11 protein-coding genes and 2 pseudogenes are annotated in these 17,177 nt (G+C 45.0%); 9 read left to right on the top strand and 4 right to left on the bottom strand.

Features of this window, described 5'->3' with window-relative positions; all coding sequences use genetic code 11:
• Positions 1 to 18 precede the first annotated feature (18 nt).
• Both QS795_RS15520 and QS795_RS15515 read left to right on the top strand, forming a co-directional pair.
• Positions 19 to 1,187 (top strand): IS3 family transposase gene (locus QS795_RS15520; RefSeq protein WP_166685554.1). Its coding sequence is split into 2 segments (ribosomal slippage): positions 19 to 268 and positions 268 to 1,187, totalling 1,170 coding nucleotides; the frame shifts between segments, so codons are not numbered across the junction.
• A 9-nt stretch (positions 1,188 to 1,196) separates the two neighbouring features.
• Positions 1,197 to 2,621: pseudogene (locus QS795_RS15515) on the top strand (sigma 54-interacting transcriptional regulator); the annotation flags it as partial.
• A gap of 414 nt (positions 2,622 to 3,035) precedes the next feature.
• On the opposite strand, the gene fdhF reads toward QS795_RS15515, so the two are convergent.
• Both fdhF and QS795_RS15505 read right to left on the bottom strand, forming a co-directional pair.
• Positions 3,036 to 5,183 (bottom strand): formate dehydrogenase subunit alpha, encoded by a 2,148-nt coding sequence (gene fdhF, locus QS795_RS15510; RefSeq protein ID WP_318626611.1) that lies wholly within the window; start codon positions 5,181 to 5,183, stop codon positions 3,036 to 3,038.
• 449 nt (positions 5,184 to 5,632) lie between these two features.
• Positions 5,633 to 5,905, bottom strand: a pseudogene (locus QS795_RS15505) (molybdopterin-dependent oxidoreductase); the annotation flags it as partial.
• Between the two features lie 305 nt (positions 5,906 to 6,210).
• Here QS795_RS15505 and olsF point away from each other — a divergent pair.
• From olsF to QS795_RS15485, 4 genes are all read left to right on the top strand, one after another.
• The gene (gene olsF, locus QS795_RS15500; protein ID WP_286269559.1) at positions 6,211 to 7,929 is read left to right on the top strand and encodes a bifunctional ornithine lipid synthase OlsF; all 1,719 of its coding nucleotides are present in this window, start codon (positions 6,211 to 6,213) and stop codon (positions 7,927 to 7,929) included.
• A gap of 171 nt (positions 7,930 to 8,100) precedes the next feature.
• Complete coding sequence (locus QS795_RS15495) at positions 8,101 to 8,853, top strand: ABC transporter ATP-binding protein (protein WP_154602952.1); 753 nt, start codon at positions 8,101 to 8,103, stop codon at positions 8,851 to 8,853.
• 14 nt (positions 8,854 to 8,867) lie between these two features.
• Complete coding sequence (locus QS795_RS15490; RefSeq protein ID WP_418055356.1) at positions 8,868 to 9,848, top strand: ABC transporter substrate-binding protein; 981 nt, start codon at positions 8,868 to 8,870, stop codon at positions 9,846 to 9,848.
• Positions 9,849 to 9,910: 62 nt separating this feature from the next.
• Entirely contained in the window at positions 9,911 to 11,563 is a 1,653-nt protein-coding gene (locus QS795_RS15485) for an ABC transporter permease (protein WP_286269872.1), read from the top strand.
• 42 nt (positions 11,564 to 11,605) lie between these two features.
• Here the strand turns inward: QS795_RS15485 and QS795_RS15480 are convergent, their stop codons facing one another.
• Entirely contained in the window at positions 11,606 to 12,082 is a 477-nt protein-coding gene (locus QS795_RS15480; protein ID WP_154638054.1) for a carboxymuconolactone decarboxylase family protein, read from the bottom strand.
• 58 nt (positions 12,083 to 12,140) lie between these two features.
• On the opposite strand from QS795_RS15480, the gene QS795_RS15475 reads away from it, so the two are divergent.
• The 3 genes from QS795_RS15475 (at position 12,141) to QS795_RS15465 (ending at position 13,699) form a co-directional block, all read left to right on the top strand.
• Positions 12,141 to 12,626 (top strand): MarR family winged helix-turn-helix transcriptional regulator, encoded by a 486-nt coding sequence (locus tag QS795_RS15475; RefSeq protein WP_154638055.1) that lies wholly within the window; start codon positions 12,141 to 12,143, stop codon positions 12,624 to 12,626.
• 40 nt (positions 12,627 to 12,666) lie between these two features.
• The gene (locus tag QS795_RS15470; RefSeq protein ID WP_286269563.1) at positions 12,667 to 13,050 is read left to right on the top strand and encodes a VOC family protein; all 384 of its coding nucleotides are present in this window, start codon (positions 12,667 to 12,669) and stop codon (positions 13,048 to 13,050) included.
• Positions 13,051 to 13,138: 88 nt separating this feature from the next.
• Positions 13,139 to 13,699, top strand: coding sequence for a DUF6630 family protein (locus QS795_RS15465; RefSeq protein WP_286269565.1), 561 nt, complete (start codon positions 13,139 to 13,141; stop codon positions 13,697 to 13,699).
• A 50-nt stretch (positions 13,700 to 13,749) separates the two neighbouring features.
• Here the strand turns inward: QS795_RS15465 and QS795_RS15460 are convergent, their stop codons facing one another.
• A complete protein-coding gene (locus QS795_RS15460) occupies positions 13,750 to 16,707 on the bottom strand; it encodes a YadA-like family protein (protein ID WP_286269567.1) in 2,958 nt (985 codons plus the stop codon).
• Positions 16,708 to 17,177: the final 470 nt, after the last annotated feature.

The following is a 17,177-nucleotide window of genomic DNA, read 5'->3' as shown; positions in this document are numbered from 1 at the left end:
AACAACACAGGTGCCTTAATGAAAAAACGAAATTTCAGTGCAGAATTCAGACGTGAATCAGCCCAGCTGGTTGTGGATCAGAACTATACAGTTGCAGATGCCGCGAAAGCCATGAATGTCGGGCTTTCCACCTTGACGCGGTGGGTAAAGCAATTACGGGACGAACGGGCAGGCAAAACACCGAAAGCATCCCCTATCACGCCGGAACAAATTGAGATACGTGAGCTGAAGAAAAAAATTCAACGTATTGAAATGGAAAACGAAATATTAAAAAAGGCTACCGCGCTCTTGATGTCAGACTCCCTGAACAGGTCTCGGTGATCGGGAAACTCAGAGCGCATTATCCTGTGGCCACTCTTTGCTGCGTGTTCGGAGTTCACCGCAGCAGCTATAGATACCGGGAAAACCGGCCTGACAATCCGGACGGCAGGAGAGCCGTATTACGTAGTCAGGTTCAGGAGCTGCACGGCCTCAGTCATGGCTCAGCAGGTGCAAGAAGTATCGCTGTAATGGCAACACACAGGGGCTTCCGGATGGGACGATGGCTTGCCGGACGGCTAATGAAGGAGATGGGGCTGGTGAGCTGTCAGCAGCCTGTTCACCGGTATAAACGTGGCGGTCATGAACACATTGCTATCCCGAACCACCTTGAGCGACAGTTCGCAGTGACAGAGCCCAATCAGGTATGGTGCGGCGACGTAACGTATATCTGGACCGGTAAACGCTGGGCATACCTGGCCGTTGTACTCGACCTGTTCGCAAGGAAACCCGTGGGCTGGGCAATGTCATTTTCTCCGGACAGCAAACTGACAACCAAAGCGCTGAAAATGGCATGGGAAATACGAAATAAGCCATCCGGGCTCATGTTCCACAGTGATCAGGGTAGCCACTATACAAGCAGGCAGTTCCGACAGTTACTGTGGCGATACCGGATAAAACAAAGTATGAGTAGGCGTGGTAACTGCTGGGATAACAGCCCGATGGAGCGCTTCTTCAGAAGTCTGAAAAATGAGTGGGTGCCGGTGACCGGCTACATCAGCTTCAGTGAAGCAGCCCATGCAATAACGGATTATATCGTCGGGTATTACAGCGAAGTCAGGCCGCATGAATATAACGGTGGATTACCACCAAACGAATCAGAAAACCAATACCGGAAAAACTCTAAAACCGTGGCCAATTTTAGTTGACCACTACATTGTGATAATGTCAGTTCAGCGGTTTATCTTTGTTATTCAAGCCATTATCAACGCTCAAAACCGGTTAAAAAAAGCCAGTATCATCTTAATGAACTGCATGCGGATCTTGCTCAAGTCTTAGAGAGCAACAAACCGCTGCGCTTAACGCTCGATAGTCAAACTCAAGACCCTCTGTATCAAAACCTGTGCGCGGAAGGGATGACGGAAACCTTATTATTGCCGTTGGCATTCAATCATAAGCCATTGGGTGTTTTGGTGTTATCCCATGAAGATGACCGTATTTTCACTGAAGATAACTGCAATTTATTGAAACAAGTCGCGGCGCGTTTTGCGATTGCTGTGGATAATGCCGCGGCGTATGGCGAGATCACTCGCCTCAAAGATAGCCTGAAAAATGAAAATTTATGGCTCAATGAACAGATCCAAAACACCAATAGTTTCAGCGAAATAGTCTTCCAAAGTCAGGCGATGCGTGAAGTATTGGAGCAAGTGGATTTAGTCGCTCGCAGTGATAGCACCGTGCTCATCTTGGGTGAAACGGGCACCGGTAAAGAGTTAATTGCCAGAGCCGTTCATCAACTTAGCCATCGTCACCAACGCTCGCTGATTAAAATGAACTGTGCGGCAATTCCAACGGGTTTACTGGAAAGTGACCTGTTTGGGCATGATAAAGGCGCATTTACCGGCGCGACGAGCACCCATATTGGTCGCTTTGAAATGGCGGATAAAAGCACGCTGTTTTTAGATGAAATTGGTGATATGCCATTGGATTTACAACCAAAATTATTGCGTGTTTTGCAAGAGCGTGAAATTGAGCGCATTGGTGGCAATAAAGTTATCCCTGTGGATGTGCGCCTTGTGGCGGCGACCAATCGCAACTTGAAAGCGATGACGGAAGACCGAGAGTTCCGTGAAGATCTCTATTATCGTTTGAATGTATTCCCGATTGTGATCCCGCCATTGCGTGACCGACCAGAAGATATTCCGCTACTTGCGACCTATTTCACCAAGAAAATGGCGCAGCGTATGAACCGTAAAATTGAGTGTATTCCTCGCGATGCTCTCGCGCAGCTATCCTTGTATCCATGGCCGGGCAATGTGCGAGAACTGGAAAATGTGATTGAACGTGCGGTCATTTTAACCCGTGGAAATACGTTGAATATTCAATTGCATGAGCTAAATATCCCAAAACCATCTCGTATTAAAGAAGCCCTGAATAAGCCCAGTTCATTAGAGCGAAAAATGCAGACGGATGCGCCAGAAAGCGATGATGAAGAGCGAAGCCGCATTATTGAAGCGCTGAAAGCTACCAATGGGGTGGTTGCAGGGGCGAGAGGGGCGGCAGCCCGCTTAGGGTTGAAGCGTACGACGTTGCTTTCAAGGATGCAGAGATTGGGGGTTAGTGTTCAGGATTTATTCCAGTAATCTCTTAATCTCGTCATACTTCACGCTGTGGCGTTGTTGGCTATCCTTACTAACCCTAGTCACATACTTATGTATGCTCCTAGGGATTAGCTGCGTCTGCCGCCTAGCCACAACGCGAATTATTTAGAGATTGGTAGAAGCTGGCAAAGAAAAAGGAAAAGGGAAAGAGAAAGGGAAAAGATAAAAAGGAAAGGGAAAATAATCAGTGAAAATAAAGGATGTTGATTATTTTGTTGGAAGGTTATTTTTTTATTAAATAGTTTTTAATGGCGATTAATATTTTATTTTAGTCGCTTGTTGAATGGCGATGTTTATTATCGTTAGGTGATTTTTAATATCGGTAGCTTTTAATATAATTTGCACTGTAGGTTTGCTTTATATTCGCATTCCTACAGTGCAAAGCGTTAAAACAAACTATAAACCTTCGGCCGCCTCACGTAAGCGACGCTTGATACCCGTATACTCCTGAACCACATAATGCTCGGCTTGATGTTGATCCGCGATTGGCTCAACACGCACCGCACAATATTTGTATTCTGGTGTTTTGGTTATCGGGCTTAAGTTTTCGGCGACCAGCTCATTACAAGCACCAATCCACCACTGATACGTCATATATACGGCGCCTTTATTTGGGCGGTCGCTGATATTGGCGCGAGTGATGACTTTACCTTGTCGTGAACAGACCCAAACCAGTTCCTGATCCTTAATGCCTAACGCTTTCGCATCGGCCGTATTGATCTGAACAAAACCCGGTTCGTCAGCAAGAGATGCAAGGGCTTTACAGTTACCGGTCATAGAGCGGCAAGAGTAGTGACCCACTTCACGCACGGTGGCAAGAACCATTGGGTACTCAGCACTGACTTGGTCGATTGGTGGACGCCATTCGCAAGTGAAGAATTGACCGCGACCATTTGGTGTATCGAAATTACCACCTTCATACAGGTACTCAGTGCCTTCACTTTCTAATGTACGACATGGCCATTGAATGTATGCCAAGCCCGCCATTTTCTCGTAAGTCGCACCAAAATAAATCGGGCAAAGCTCACGCAGCTCATCCCAAATTTCTTTGGTGTTGTTGTAGTGCATTGGGTAGCCCATTGCGGTTGACATTAAACTGATGATTTCCCAGTCAGTTTTCACATCACCCACAGGCTCTACCGCTTTATAGAAGCGTTGGAAACCACGGTCAGCCGCCGTATAAACACCTTCATGTTCCCCCCAAGAAGTGGCTGGGAAAATCACGTCTGCAATTGACGCGGTTTTAGTCATAAAGATATCTTGCACGATTAACAGCTCAAGTTTGTCGAACGTGCGGCGGATCGTTGCTAAATCCGGCTCTGTTTGCAGTGGATCTTCACCCATCACATAGTGTGCTTTCAGCACGCCTTCATCGATAAAGTGAGGGACTTCACTCAGTGGAATACCATTTTCATCCGGCATTGCGTCAATGCCCCAGAATTTGGCGAATTTCTCGAGTGCCGCTTTATCTGAAACATACTGGTAGCCCGGCAGCGTATTTGGTAATGCGCCCATATCGCAGGCACCTTGTACGTTATTTTGACCACGTACAGGACCCACACCCACATGCGGCTTGCCAAGGTTGCCTGTCAGTAATGCCAAGCTGGTCAGAGACTGAACTGTCTCTACCCCTTGATAGAACTGAGTCACACCCATGCCCCATAAAATGGTGGCATTTTCAGCTTTAGCGTACATCCGTGCAGTTCTGCGGATATCCTCGGCTTTGATGCCGGTGATCTCTTCAACTGATTCAGGTGTGTATGGCGCGACTAATGCACGATATTCGTCGAATTTATCGGTATGTGCCTCGATAAAGGCATGGTCATACAGATTTTCCTCGATGATAACGTAGGCTAACGCATTCAATAATGCGATATTCGAACCGTTTTTCAGTGGTAAGTGAATATCTGCAATACGCGCGGTTTCAATATAACGCGGGTCGCAGACAATAATTTGTGCCCCTTTCTCTTTCGCTTTTAAAATACGGCGAGCGACAATAGGATGTGAGTCCGCGGCGTTATAACCGAAGACAAAAATACATTTGGTATCCTCAATTTCAACAATTGAGTTGCTCATTGCGCCATTACCGACCGAACGCTGCAGACCTGCAACCGAAGGGCCGTGTCAGACACGAGCACAGCAGTCGATATTGTTACTACCGACCGCTGCACGAACAAATTTCTGCATCACGAAGTTAGCTTCGTTACCCGGACCGCGGGAAGAGCCTGTCGTCATGATGGCTTTTGGGCCATATTTTTCTTTGATGGCTAATAAACGGGAGCTTGCAAATTCAATGGCTTCCTCCCAAGAAACGACCTCTAATTTGCCACCACGTTGACGGCGGATCATCGGGTTTTTTAAACGCGGCGTTAAAATTTTAGTGTCATGAATGAAGTCCCAGCCATAGTAACCTTTCAGGCAAAGCTCCCCTTCATTTGTGTGACCATTTGCGCCTTCAGCGCCTATGATCTTCCCGTTCTCCACCTTCAGGTTGATTTTACAGCCTGAGGCGCAATACGGGCAGACGGTGATGACTTTTTCCATCAACATTGCTCCTCTATTTTTGTGTAGCGGTTTCCCGCTCTTTCAAGAGAGCTAATGCAGGGTTTGTGCCAGTTTTTTTAGCGAAGACTGAATTTGTAATTAACTGAATAAAAAGAAAATATTTTTAGGTGAAAAGTAAACAAAAGCTAAATGGAGAAGAAATCGTCAAAAGTGTCGAGGATTTCTCGGACAATGACGTATAGTTCTTGCATCATTTATTTCATAATCTTGTCACAAAGTGGTTATTTATTCGTCATTATTATGACTTAAATTTGCCAATAACGCGCATGTGAGAGGACTTCATTATGTTTAGTGTTGATGCTTTACTGGAAAGTGCTTTTCCGCAGCAAACACTGCCCGCTTGGAAACGGAAGTTATTAAAGCGTTTATTACATGAAAGAGATTTCCAGCAGCTTGCTGAAGATTATCCGCACTTAAAAGGGCTCGATCAAACGGGAGCTTGCAAATTCAATGGCTTCCTCCCAAGAAACGACCTCTAATTTGCCACCACGTTGACGGCGGATCATCGGGTTTTTTAAACGCGGCGTTAAAATTTTAGTGTCATGAATGAAGTCCCAGCCATAGTAACCTTTCAGGCAAAGCTCCCCTTCATTTGTGTGACCATTTGCGCCTTCAGCGCCTATGATCTTCCCGTTCTCCACCTTCAGGTTGATTTTACAGCCTGAGGCGCAATACGGGCAGACGGTGATGACTTTTTCCATCAACATTGCTCCTCTATTTTTGTGTAGCGGTTTCCCGCTCTTTCAAGAGAGCTAATGCAGGGTTTGTGCCAGTTTTTTTAGCGAAGACTGAATTTGTAATTAACTGAATAAAAAGAAAATATTTTTAGGTGAAAAGTAAACAAAAGCTAAATGGAGAAGAAATCGTCAAAAGTGTCGAGGATTTCTCGGACAATGACGTATAGTTCTTGCATCATTTATTTCATAATCTTGTCACAAAGTGGTTATTTATTCGTCATTATTATGACTTAAATTTGCCAATAACGCGCATGTGAGAGGACTTCATTATGTTTAGTGTTGATGCTTTACTGGAAAGTGCTTTTCCGCAGCAAACACTGCCCGCTTGGAAACGGAAGTTATTAAAGCGTTTATTACATGAAAGAGATTTCCAGCAGCTTGCTGAAGATTATCCGCACTTAAAAGGGCTCGATCTTGTCGAGCAGTTTATGAATGACTTGAATGTCCGTTGCGAATTAGGCGATGGGGATTTAGAGAATATCCCAAGCCAAGGGCTGGTCTTATTTGTTGCAAATCATCCGATTGGCTCCCTTGATGGGCTCGCAATTTTACGCGCAGTGGCAACAGTTAGACCCGATGTCAAAATCGTCGCCAACCAAATGCTCAGTTACCTTGAGCCACTTCAAAGCTTATTTATTCCTGTTGATAATGTTGGCAATCGCACCAACCGCCAGCAAGTCGTCGGCATGCAATCGCATCTTGATAACCAAGGGGCCTTGGTTGTTTTCCCTGCGGGGGAAGTTTCTCGCTGGAGCACGAAAGGCGTTCGTGATTGTCATTGGCGCACAGGTTTTTTACGTTTAGCCGCCAAATCTCGCGCACCGATTGTTCCTGTGCATGTGCAAGCCCATAACAGCCTGCTGTTCTACACAACATCCTTGGTGTATAAGCCGCTATCGGCTTTGATGTTGGTGAACGAAATGTTCAAGCAGCGCAATAATCGCATCAAATTACGCATCGGTGGGCGCATCCCGTTTTCCCAATGGTATGACGGGCGAACGAATGATAATGAACTGGCAGAGCGGTTTCGTCGCCATGTGTATCTGCTAGGCAAAGGAAAAGCCGGGCTGTTTACCTGTGAAGCCCCAATCGCGTTACCTGAAGATCGCATTGAACTGAAAAAGGCGCTAGCGGTTTGCGAACAATTAGGCGTCACTCCCGATGGTAAAATTATTTACCTCTATCAGCGCCAGCAAGAAGAGCGAACGCCGATTTTACGTGAGCTAGGGCGATTGCGGGAAATCGCATTTCGTGCGGTGGGGGAAGGCTCCGGTCGACGCCGCGATCTCGATAGTTTCGATGACGATTATTACCATCTTATTTTATGGGATGAAGAGGATTTAGAAGTGGTGGGCGCATACCGATTTGTGCCGACGGAGCAGCAACTAGAGAAAAAAGGGTTAGAGGGGATCTACAGTAATAGCCTGTTCCACTATAACCAAGACATGATGCCTATTTTGGCGCAAGGGATTGAATTAGGACGCAGTTTTATTCAGCCTGCCTATTGGGGAAAACGTGGCTTAGATTATCTTTGGTTAGGTATTGGCGCGTATTTAGCGAAGTATCCGCAATATCGTTATCTATTTGGCCCTGTGTCTATCTCAGGAAGTATGCCCGTTGCTGCGCGTGATTTGCTGATTGCCTTTTATCGCCTTTATTTCTCCTCGGAGCTGGCAATGGCGCAATCCCGTAAGCCGTATCCCGCGTCACTACCACAGGTTTTAGCCCAGTTTGATGGCAATAACTATCAAGAAGATTTAGTGAAGCTAAAAAGCTTACTCAGCAATATTGGCTGCTCTATTCCGACTCTGTATAAACAGTATACGGAGCTGTGTGAGCCAGGTGGCGTGCAGTTTATTGATTTTGGTACCGACCCTGCGTTTAACGACTGCATTGACGGTTTGGTTTTGGTGGATTTAAGCCGCTTAAAACCACAGCGTTATCAGCGTTATATTGCAGTCCATCAAGCTCAATCGACGACTGAATAAAATGATGGGAAGGGTGAGGAAACTCATCCTTTCCTATCTTATTTATTATATTAATAATCCCATTGATGCCATTCACCCTGTCATTATTCCATCATAAATTTGTCATCTCACTGACCCATTCCTTTCGTAGCATCCTCGATAACGATTAAGTCCCAAAGAGGATAACAATGTATGTTAAACGCACTCTCTTCATTGAATGGGAGTCAGGATGCTTTTCAAAAAGCTAACGCAGCGAATGCGCAATTAGCCTCGCAGCATCCGATGATTTCTATTCACAAACTCTCTCAAGTTTTTGCTCATCAAACGGTGCTGGATGGGATTGATCTGACCGTCGCAAAAGGCTCTATCTTAGCGCTATTAGGCCCCTCCGGTTGCGGTAAAAGTACCTTATTGAAGCTGTTAGCGGGGTTATTGCAACCAAGCTCAGGCGAGATTTTATTGAATGAAAAGCTGGTCGCAAGTGCCCAGCGACTTGTCCCGCCGGAACAGCGCAATCTCGGTATGGTGTTTCAAGATTATGCACTTTGGCCTCACATGACCGTATTTCAGAACGTGGCTTTTCCTTTACGTATGCGCAAAGTGGCGCGTCAAGCGATAGAGGATAGGGTGAACCAAGCCTTAGAGCGGGTTGGATTAGCAGGTTTTGCCAAGCGTAAACCTGCCGACCTCTCTGGCGGTCAGCAGCAGCGGGTGGCATTAGCCCGCGCCATTATCGCGGAACCTGAAATTTTATTGTTTGATGAACCCCTTTCTAACCTTGATGTTGCTTTACGCCGTTCTCTGTGTGATGAGATGGCGCAGCTACTTCGCGCATTAGAAATTACCGCCGTTTATGTCACTCACGATCCTGCAGAAGCCCATGCATTGGCGCATCAAATCGCTCATATGCAAAACGGCAAAATAGACAGTTTGGCCACCTTATGAAGAGAGACTCTGTTATGCAAAAGCTGATGTTATCAAACCATTTTTCCATGAAAGGTATCGCAATGAGTTTAGGATTATCCTGCGCACTATTTTCCGTTTCTTCCCATGCCTTGACCGTCTACACCGCAGGGCCAGGGGCGATGGCAAAACAGCTAGCCGCGGGGTATGAAAAGCAAACGGGCGTGAAAGTGGATGTGTTTCAGGCAACGACTGGCAAGGTGATGGCGCGCTTAGAAGCGGAACAGGCCAACCCGCGTGCGGATGTCTTGATTTCTGCCTCATGGGATACCGCGGTAGACCTTCAGCAAAAAGGCTGGTTACTGGCGTATGAAAGCCCAAATGCCGAAAAAGTGCCTGCGCAATTCAAAACACCATACTATGTGGCACAAGGGATCTCCGCCTTGGGGATTGTTTGGAACAGTAAAAGTGGCACGCCGAAGCCAACAGATTGGGCAGATCTAGCTCAGCCAGTTTTTAAAGACAAAGTCACCATGCCAGACCCTGCATTGTCAGGGGCATCGTTAGACTTATTGTTGGGATTACAGAATGCGAAACCAGATGCCGCATGGACGCTATTCTCTGAATTAAAAGCTAATGGAATGGTGATTTCTGGCCCGAATGCGCAAGCGTTAACGCCTGTGTTGCAAGGAGCAAAAGCGGCTGTATTTGGTGCAGTCGACTATGTGGCTTACGGTAGCATCGCGGAAGGTGAATCCATCGAGGTGATTTTCCCAAGTAGTGGAACGGCCATCGCGCCACGTCCCATGATGATTTTAAATAGCAGTAAACAGCAAAATGAAGCTAAAGCTTTTGTTGATTACGTGCTCTCCCCTGAAGGTCAGAAAATCGTGGCAGATGCCTGGTTAATGCCAGCCAGAACGGATGTTGCTGGCAAGCGGCCTGATTTTTCGACGTTAAAACTGTTGCCAGAACCGACTACCGACAGCGCAGAGCGCAGCAGCGTGTTATCTCGCTTTAGCGGTATTTTCCGCTAACGGTTTTCTCTTCCTCGCCGCTGGGTGGCATTAGCGACCCAGCAGGAGCTGATTTTCTGATGATGACACGTCGTTTATTGCCATTTTCGATCTTAATCGCCTTGGCGATTTTAGTGATTATTCCCTTGAGTTTTATTGTGTTACAAGCGCTATTTCCGTATTTTGGACAAGGGGATTTCAGCCAAATTTTCCAGCCGATTACCCATCTATTTAATGAACCGGCACTGGTAAATTTACTGCAAAATACGTTTTTACTGGGTTTAGGTGTGGCGCTGGTAAGTGCCGTGATAGCGATCCCATTAGGGGCTTTACGTGGCTTATTTAACCTGCCTTTTGCCCGTGTTTGGGACTTACTGTTTTTGATCCCATTTTTAATTCCACCTTATATCGCAGGGCTTTCATGGATGTTAACCCTGCAACCGAATGGTTATTCTCAGCAACTATTTGGCATCAGCCCCGGTAGCGCCCTGTTTTCCCTTGGGGGCATGGTGGTGATTATGTCGTTAAATCTGTTTCCGGTGCTCTATTTTTCGGTCTCCCGCAGTATGGCGGCGAATGGCAACCGTTTGGCGGATGTGGCACAAGTTCATGGGGCATCCGCATGGCAGGCATTTATGCGAGTGACATTGCCTCTCTCTTTGCCCTCGATTGCCGCAGGTTTATTGCTGGTCTTCACTTTGGCGATTGAAGAATTCGGCATTCCTTCGGCGATTGGCTCTCCGAATGGTATTCGGGTTCTGACAACGGATATCGAGCAGCGTCTTGCCGATTGGCCGATTGATTTACCGGGAGCGGCATCACTGTCGTTGGTGTTAGCCAGTTTGGCGCTATTGGCTTATACCTTACAGCGTTCGTTAGTGTCTGGGCGTAATGTGGCGACGAATACGGGCAAAGCCGCGGTATTGGTGACTCGCTCATTGGGTATTTGGCGCATTCCTGCGGTGTGTTTGTTTTCTTTCGTGGCGCTTTGTGCGGTTGGCATGCCGTTACTGGCTATGTTTGGCACGGCATTTTCCAATACGGTTTCTGGCGGATTGACGCTGGATAACCTAACGCTCCGGCATTTTGCTGGACTGTTAAATAGCCACACAGAAGCCCTCGATGCATTAGTGACGAGTGTGTCTCTCGCAACGGCAACCGCGATATTGACGGGGACATTGGGCTTTTTATGTGCATGGCTGGTCGTCGCGCAGCGGATCCGTGGTGCCGCATTGCTGGATGGGCTCTCGTTACTGCCAATAGCCATTCCCGGTATTGTGGTCGCAGTGGGGCTTATTTTGGCGTGGAATCAACCGTTTTGGCCCATCACGCCCTATCATACTTGGGGAATTTTATTGCTGGCCTATAGTTGCTTACTACTGCCTTATCCTGTGCGTTATTGCAGTGCGGCATTCACGCAAATTGGCGGCAGTTTATCCGATGCGGCACGGGTTCATGGTGCAGGGTTAATGACGTCACTGAGACTGATTTTATTTCCGTTGGTTTTACCGAGCTTAGTGGCGGCGATGATGTTGGTGTTTGCGGTGGCATCACGAGAGCTGGTTTCCTCGCTGTTACTGGCTCCTGCTGGCATGCAAACGGTGTCGATTTTTGTTTGGCGCCAGTTTGAGCAAGGTTCCATTGGCAGCGGTATGGCGATGGCCTGTCTGGCGGTATTGATAAGCTTAACCTTGATGCTGTGCGCGCAATTTATTCAGCAGCGGTATAGCCGTTAATCAACCATCCCAAGGGCGATATTCACCTTGGGATGCATGATTTTACAAACTCGATTTAGGAATTGGTGGCGCGAATTGCAGAGCACCCGCAATACGGTTCCAAGCATTAATCGCTCCAATCGCTGAGGTTAGAAACGCAATTTCGGATTCAGTAAATTCATTCTGTAGTGCTTGATAAACATCATCAGAAACATGCTGAGCAGCCATTAAAGTTAGTGATTCTGCCCAAGCGAGCGCGGCTTGTTCGCGAGGCGTATAAATACCGGCATCACGCCAAGTTGGCAAGAGATCCAATTTAGCGGCTTCAATCCCCAATTTACGGGCTAAGTTTAAGTGATATTGAAGGCAAAACGCACAACCGTTGATTTGGGATACGCGTATTTTCAGTAACTCAGTAAGTGGTTTTTCAAGCCCTGAATTGCTAACGGCTTTTCCCAGTTCTCCCATCGCGGCAACGACTTCAGGGGCGATTTTTTCAAACTGATTCCAATCACTTCTTCCAATAATTTCAGGTTTCATTCTGTGCTCCAAACGGATAATATAAGAACTCTGATAATAATATTCGAATTCTTACATTATGCGCAAGTCAAAAGTTAATACATCGATGATCCCTGAAATAGGGGAAGGCAAACGTGGGGAATCAGGTCATATTGGCTATTTACTGCGACAGGCTCATGCGGCTCATCGTATTCGCATGGAGCAAGTTTTGCAGGATGTGGGAGTAACGCTTCCTCAATTTTCTGTGTTGTTAATGGTTGCAGAATATCCTAAAGCCTCAGGGGCTGATTTAGCGAGGCTATCATTATTAACGCCGCAGACTATGAGTGTGATTGTGAAAAATCTCGAAAAGGCGGGAATGATCTCTAAGTTGCCGCACCCGGAGCATGGGCGGATCCAAATTATTGAAATAACCCAATTAGGGGAAGCATTATTACGTCAATGCAAAGGGGCTGTTAAGTCCACTGAAAATAGGTTATTAAGTGGAGTGAGTGAATCTGATGAAAAAGTGATCCGAAAATGGCTGGTGGATGTCGCCAAGCAATTTGATAGCGACAAAGCCTAATACTCCCTATCTAATACTTCCTATGACGTGAGAGAAAATAATGAAATTCAAATACGCTATTTTGTATGTCGAGAATGTAGAGAAAACCCTCGATTTTTACCAACAAGCTTTTGGTTTTAAAAAATTGTTTCTCCATGAAAGTGGTGATTATGGCGAGCTGGATACTGGTAGCACAACAATTTCATTTTCTTCATTGGCGTTAATGAATCAACTCGGTAAAGGCGCGGTTGGTCCTAATCCGCACGCCCCTGTTTTTGAACTTGCTTTTGAGACTGATAATGTACAAAACGCGTTGGCTCAGGCAGTTAAAGCCGGAGCTGAGTTGGTACAAGACGCGCAGGAGATGCCTTGGGGACAAACGATAGGTTATGTTCATGACCTAAATGGCTTTTTGATCGAGATTTGCACACCAGTGCAGGGCTAATTCACTGTAAATATCGGAATTATTCGATATACCGAATCACCTATTTTAGTGAAAATACAGCCAATTACGCTAAAAATAAGGAATAACGATGCAGGGCATGAACCCAGAAGCGCTCGACCATTTCAATGACATTATGCAGGTGGTTAACAAGCTGGCGAAGCTGTTAAATCCAGATTCAATCGAGAATATGGAAACGGATATCTCTTCATTTGAGGAAGAGTTAAAAGAGTCGATCAGTGAGGACGAAGAGGGGTTCGTCGAGCGTATCGAAGAGGGTGAAATTGGCTATTTAATGGCAGATCTTATTGTCAGGTCGAATATGGGAAACAGCTTTTGGATAGACTGGAAAGACAGTGAATCTGCGGTGAGTTTCTTGGAAGACGCTGTTGACGTTGAAGGGTTGGATATTCAGCTAGATTTTGCCGTTAAAGACCCTAAAAACGATTTAAGACCAGACCAAATTTTTGTTCGCGCTAATCAGCAACTACAAGCCCTTGGTTACTATTTATTGGGTCTGACTTCCGGCAATGATGCCTACCATGAGATCTTAATTCCTTCCGGTATTTTCGAACCGTTTATGGACATCATGGAACATTTCGACGTCATGGTTGAGCTGAATGACGAAGAAGTGGATTACAGCGAGTATTAATAGCAAAAAGGGGAATACAAGCAGTATTCCCCTTCATATATCAACTCACACTACCATTCAAAGTTCACTGACGCGTTGTACATAGTGGAAGAACCTGTACCCGTTGATGCGGCGACTCCCCCTTTGATAGCGACATTTTCATTAATGCGATACCCCATACCGACAGCGACTGCAGATTCATCTTTATAACCCCCGACACCCGCCGTTAAGTTCATTTTTCCTACGCCATACGGTTGGAATAAACCGGATAGTGCGGCATTCGCAGCAAAACCTTTGTCGACTTTTTTGTCTAAATCATCAATTTTGGTATTCAGGCGATTTAACCCATTTTCTGTAAATTCACCCAACTGATTGACTCGTTCATCGGTGTAAGTGTTCGCAGATTTTAAGGTTTCGGCATTACCACGTTTCATTTGCGCTAAATTGACGGCATCGCTGTCATTTTTCGCATCGGCAATACCGGAAAGTTGTTTGTCGCCAAAATTGATGGATTTGACGTTTTTTGCCTTATCACTGAGGTTGATACTTTCACCGTCACGGCTCATTTTCAGCGCTCCGGCATCTCCCATTTCTGAGGATAAACGCGCAATTTCACTACCTTGTTTATCTAATGCCGCCGTATTTTTCTGAATATCGCTGGTGTTTTTACTAATGGCACTATCATGCTCAGCCAGTTTTTCCGTATTCGCTTTAATATCCTGTTTACTCTGAGCAATTTCCTTATCGTGCTCGTTTAGCCGGTTGGTGTTTTCCTTAATATCTTGGCTATTCTGGTTAAGCATTTTGTCATGCTGCGTCAGTTTATCGGTATTGGCTTGGATATCTTTGGTATTTTGCGCAATCGCCGTATCGTGTTGCGCTATTTTATCGCTATTTTCTTGAATTTTTTGCGTATTTTTAGCTACGCTTTGGTTAGTCGTGTGCAATTGGCTGCCATTGACAGCTTCTGTAGAGTCAGCCGCTACACGACCTGCCGATACGCCGCTTAATGTCCGGTTGTTAAATTCAAACACTCGGGCGCTATCAGCTTTGCTATTCAATACGATTTTTTGGTTATCAGCACTTAATTGCACTAATCCTAACGAGCCAGAATCAATGTTTTTGGTGATCGTGGTAATCGCGTTTTTATTTTCTACGATATCCTGGGTATTTTGGCTGATAGCGTTTGTATTCTTGATAATATTGTCAGTGTTGGTTTTCACCGTTTGATTGGTGGCATAGAGCTGACTGCCGTTCACCGCTTCGGTGGAATCTGCACTTAATTTACCCGCTTTCACGCCGTTCAGGGTTTTATTTCCGATATTAAACGCTTTGGCATCTTTGGCTTTTTCGCTCAATATTACTTCTTCACCGTTCGCCGATAACTGAACAAGCCCTAAAGTACCGGACTCCAAGTTGCTGGAGATATCTTTCAGTGTTTCGCCTTGTTTGGATATGTCCGCTGTATTTTTCTTGATATCGTTGGTGTTTTTATCGATAGCAGTTTTGTTATCAGCGATCGCAGTGGTATTCGCTGTCACAGCTTGATTGGTGGCGTGCAACTGGCTACCGTTTACCGCTTCAGTAGAGTCGGCACTTAATTTACCCGCCAAAACACCGTTCAGGGTTTTATTGCCAATATTAAACGCGTTGGCATTTTTGGCTTTATCACTGAGGATCACTTCTTCGCCGTTGGCAGACAGCTGGACGAGCCCTAAGGTACCGGATTCTAAGTTGGTGGAGATATCTTTCAGCGCATCACCTTGTTTGGAGATGTCTTGGGTATTTTTATCAATGGCTGCGGTATTGCTGGTGATATCAGACGTATTCTTGTCGATAGCGGTTTTGTTATCGGCGATATCGGTAGTGTTTTTATCGATGGCGGTTTTATTGTCGGCGATATCGGTGGTGTTCTTATCAATCGAGGTTTTGTTATCAGCAATATCGGTCGTGTTTTTATCGATGGCGGTTTTATTGTCGGCGATATCGGTAGTGTTTTTATCGATGGCGGTTTTATTGTCGGCGATATCGGTAGTGTTTTTATCGATAGCGGTTTTGTTGTCGGCGATATCGGTAGTGTTTTTATCGATAGCGGTTTTGTTGCCCGCGATATCGGTAGTGTTCTTGGCGACTAATGCATTAGTTTCATTTAATTGGCTGACATTAACGGCATCGTTATTTTCCGTGCCTTTATCAATGCCCGTTAATTTACGGTCACCATCTAAACCTGTAAAGTTGACTATTTTCCCAAGTTTATCACTCGCAACATTAATAAATTTATTAGCATCGTTAAATTTAACAATACCTATTTCCCCATTATTAATCTGGGTTATTTTATTATTTACGGTGGTTATTTGGTTGTTAGCATCAGTTTTATTATCACTGATCTGCTTAGTTAAATTTGTTTTTGCAGTATTTAATGCATTATTTGCATCAATTAAATCTTGAGTATTCTTAGTGACATTCGCATTGGTAGCAGAAAGTTGTTTAAAGTTAACTGCGTCATTATCTGCGCTACCCGCATCAATATTGGTGAGCTTACGTTTTATTGTATCGTTACCAAAGGAGACTTCATTCACATTTGAAGCCACGGAAGAACGACCAATCGCGACGGCATTATTGGCGGTCGCTTTACTGGAAACACCGATAGCAACCCCTCCTTCTGCGCTCTCGGATGCTAATGCAGCTCGACCAATCGCGACACCATTATTTTCAGCAACCGCACTGCGCCCAACGCTGGTACTTAAGTTATTTGCGATGGTTGCAACTCCCACCGCAGTACCGCCTGAGCTGACATAAGTTCCGGCACCAAATGCAGTGTTACCAAAACCATAAGCGACTGAGTTTGGACCAAAAACAACGGTTCCGCCTGTGGCGGTCGTTCTTGAATCTGTTGATGAGTTCGCTATAGATGAATCTTTTCCTACAACAATGGTTTCAGATAAATAAAGGTTAGATAAGTTATCCGGATTCCATTTAGCATTGGGAAAATATTTTTTATAAATATCGATGTTATAAACGGCAACCATATTTACGTCGTCATCGACTCTTACTGTTAATTTATCACTAACCACTGCATTAGCAATTAATGGAAATAGACCGGATAAAGTAATGATAATATTTTTTATACTGAATATTCTTATAATATTTTCTTTTTTACTATTTTTTGGATTAATCTTATTGTCTGTTGAATTTTTTAATTTAGATCCGGATTGCGTTATTTCAGGTACGGCAACCCACGACTTTATCGCGTCGTTCTAAATAGTTTTATAAACTTTATTCATAATGACTTCCTATGAAATATAGCATTGCTGCGTGTAGGGTTAATTAATCTGCGTAAAGTTTACGTAGATATTGAATTTTTGCTATTAGGCTTTAATTATACTAATCACAATGGTAAGTGAATGTCATTAATAAAATAATGAACAGGGGTTTTGATTTGATTTTTTTTATGTAATTAAGCTTTAATTAATTAAGTTTATTTAAATTTAAATAAGTG

It is taken from the genome of Providencia zhijiangensis, assembly GCF_030315915.2.
Classification (GTDB): Bacteria; Pseudomonadota; Gammaproteobacteria; order Enterobacterales; family Enterobacteriaceae; genus Providencia; species Providencia zhijiangensis.
This window is presented reverse-complemented; position numbering and strand designations above follow the sequence as displayed.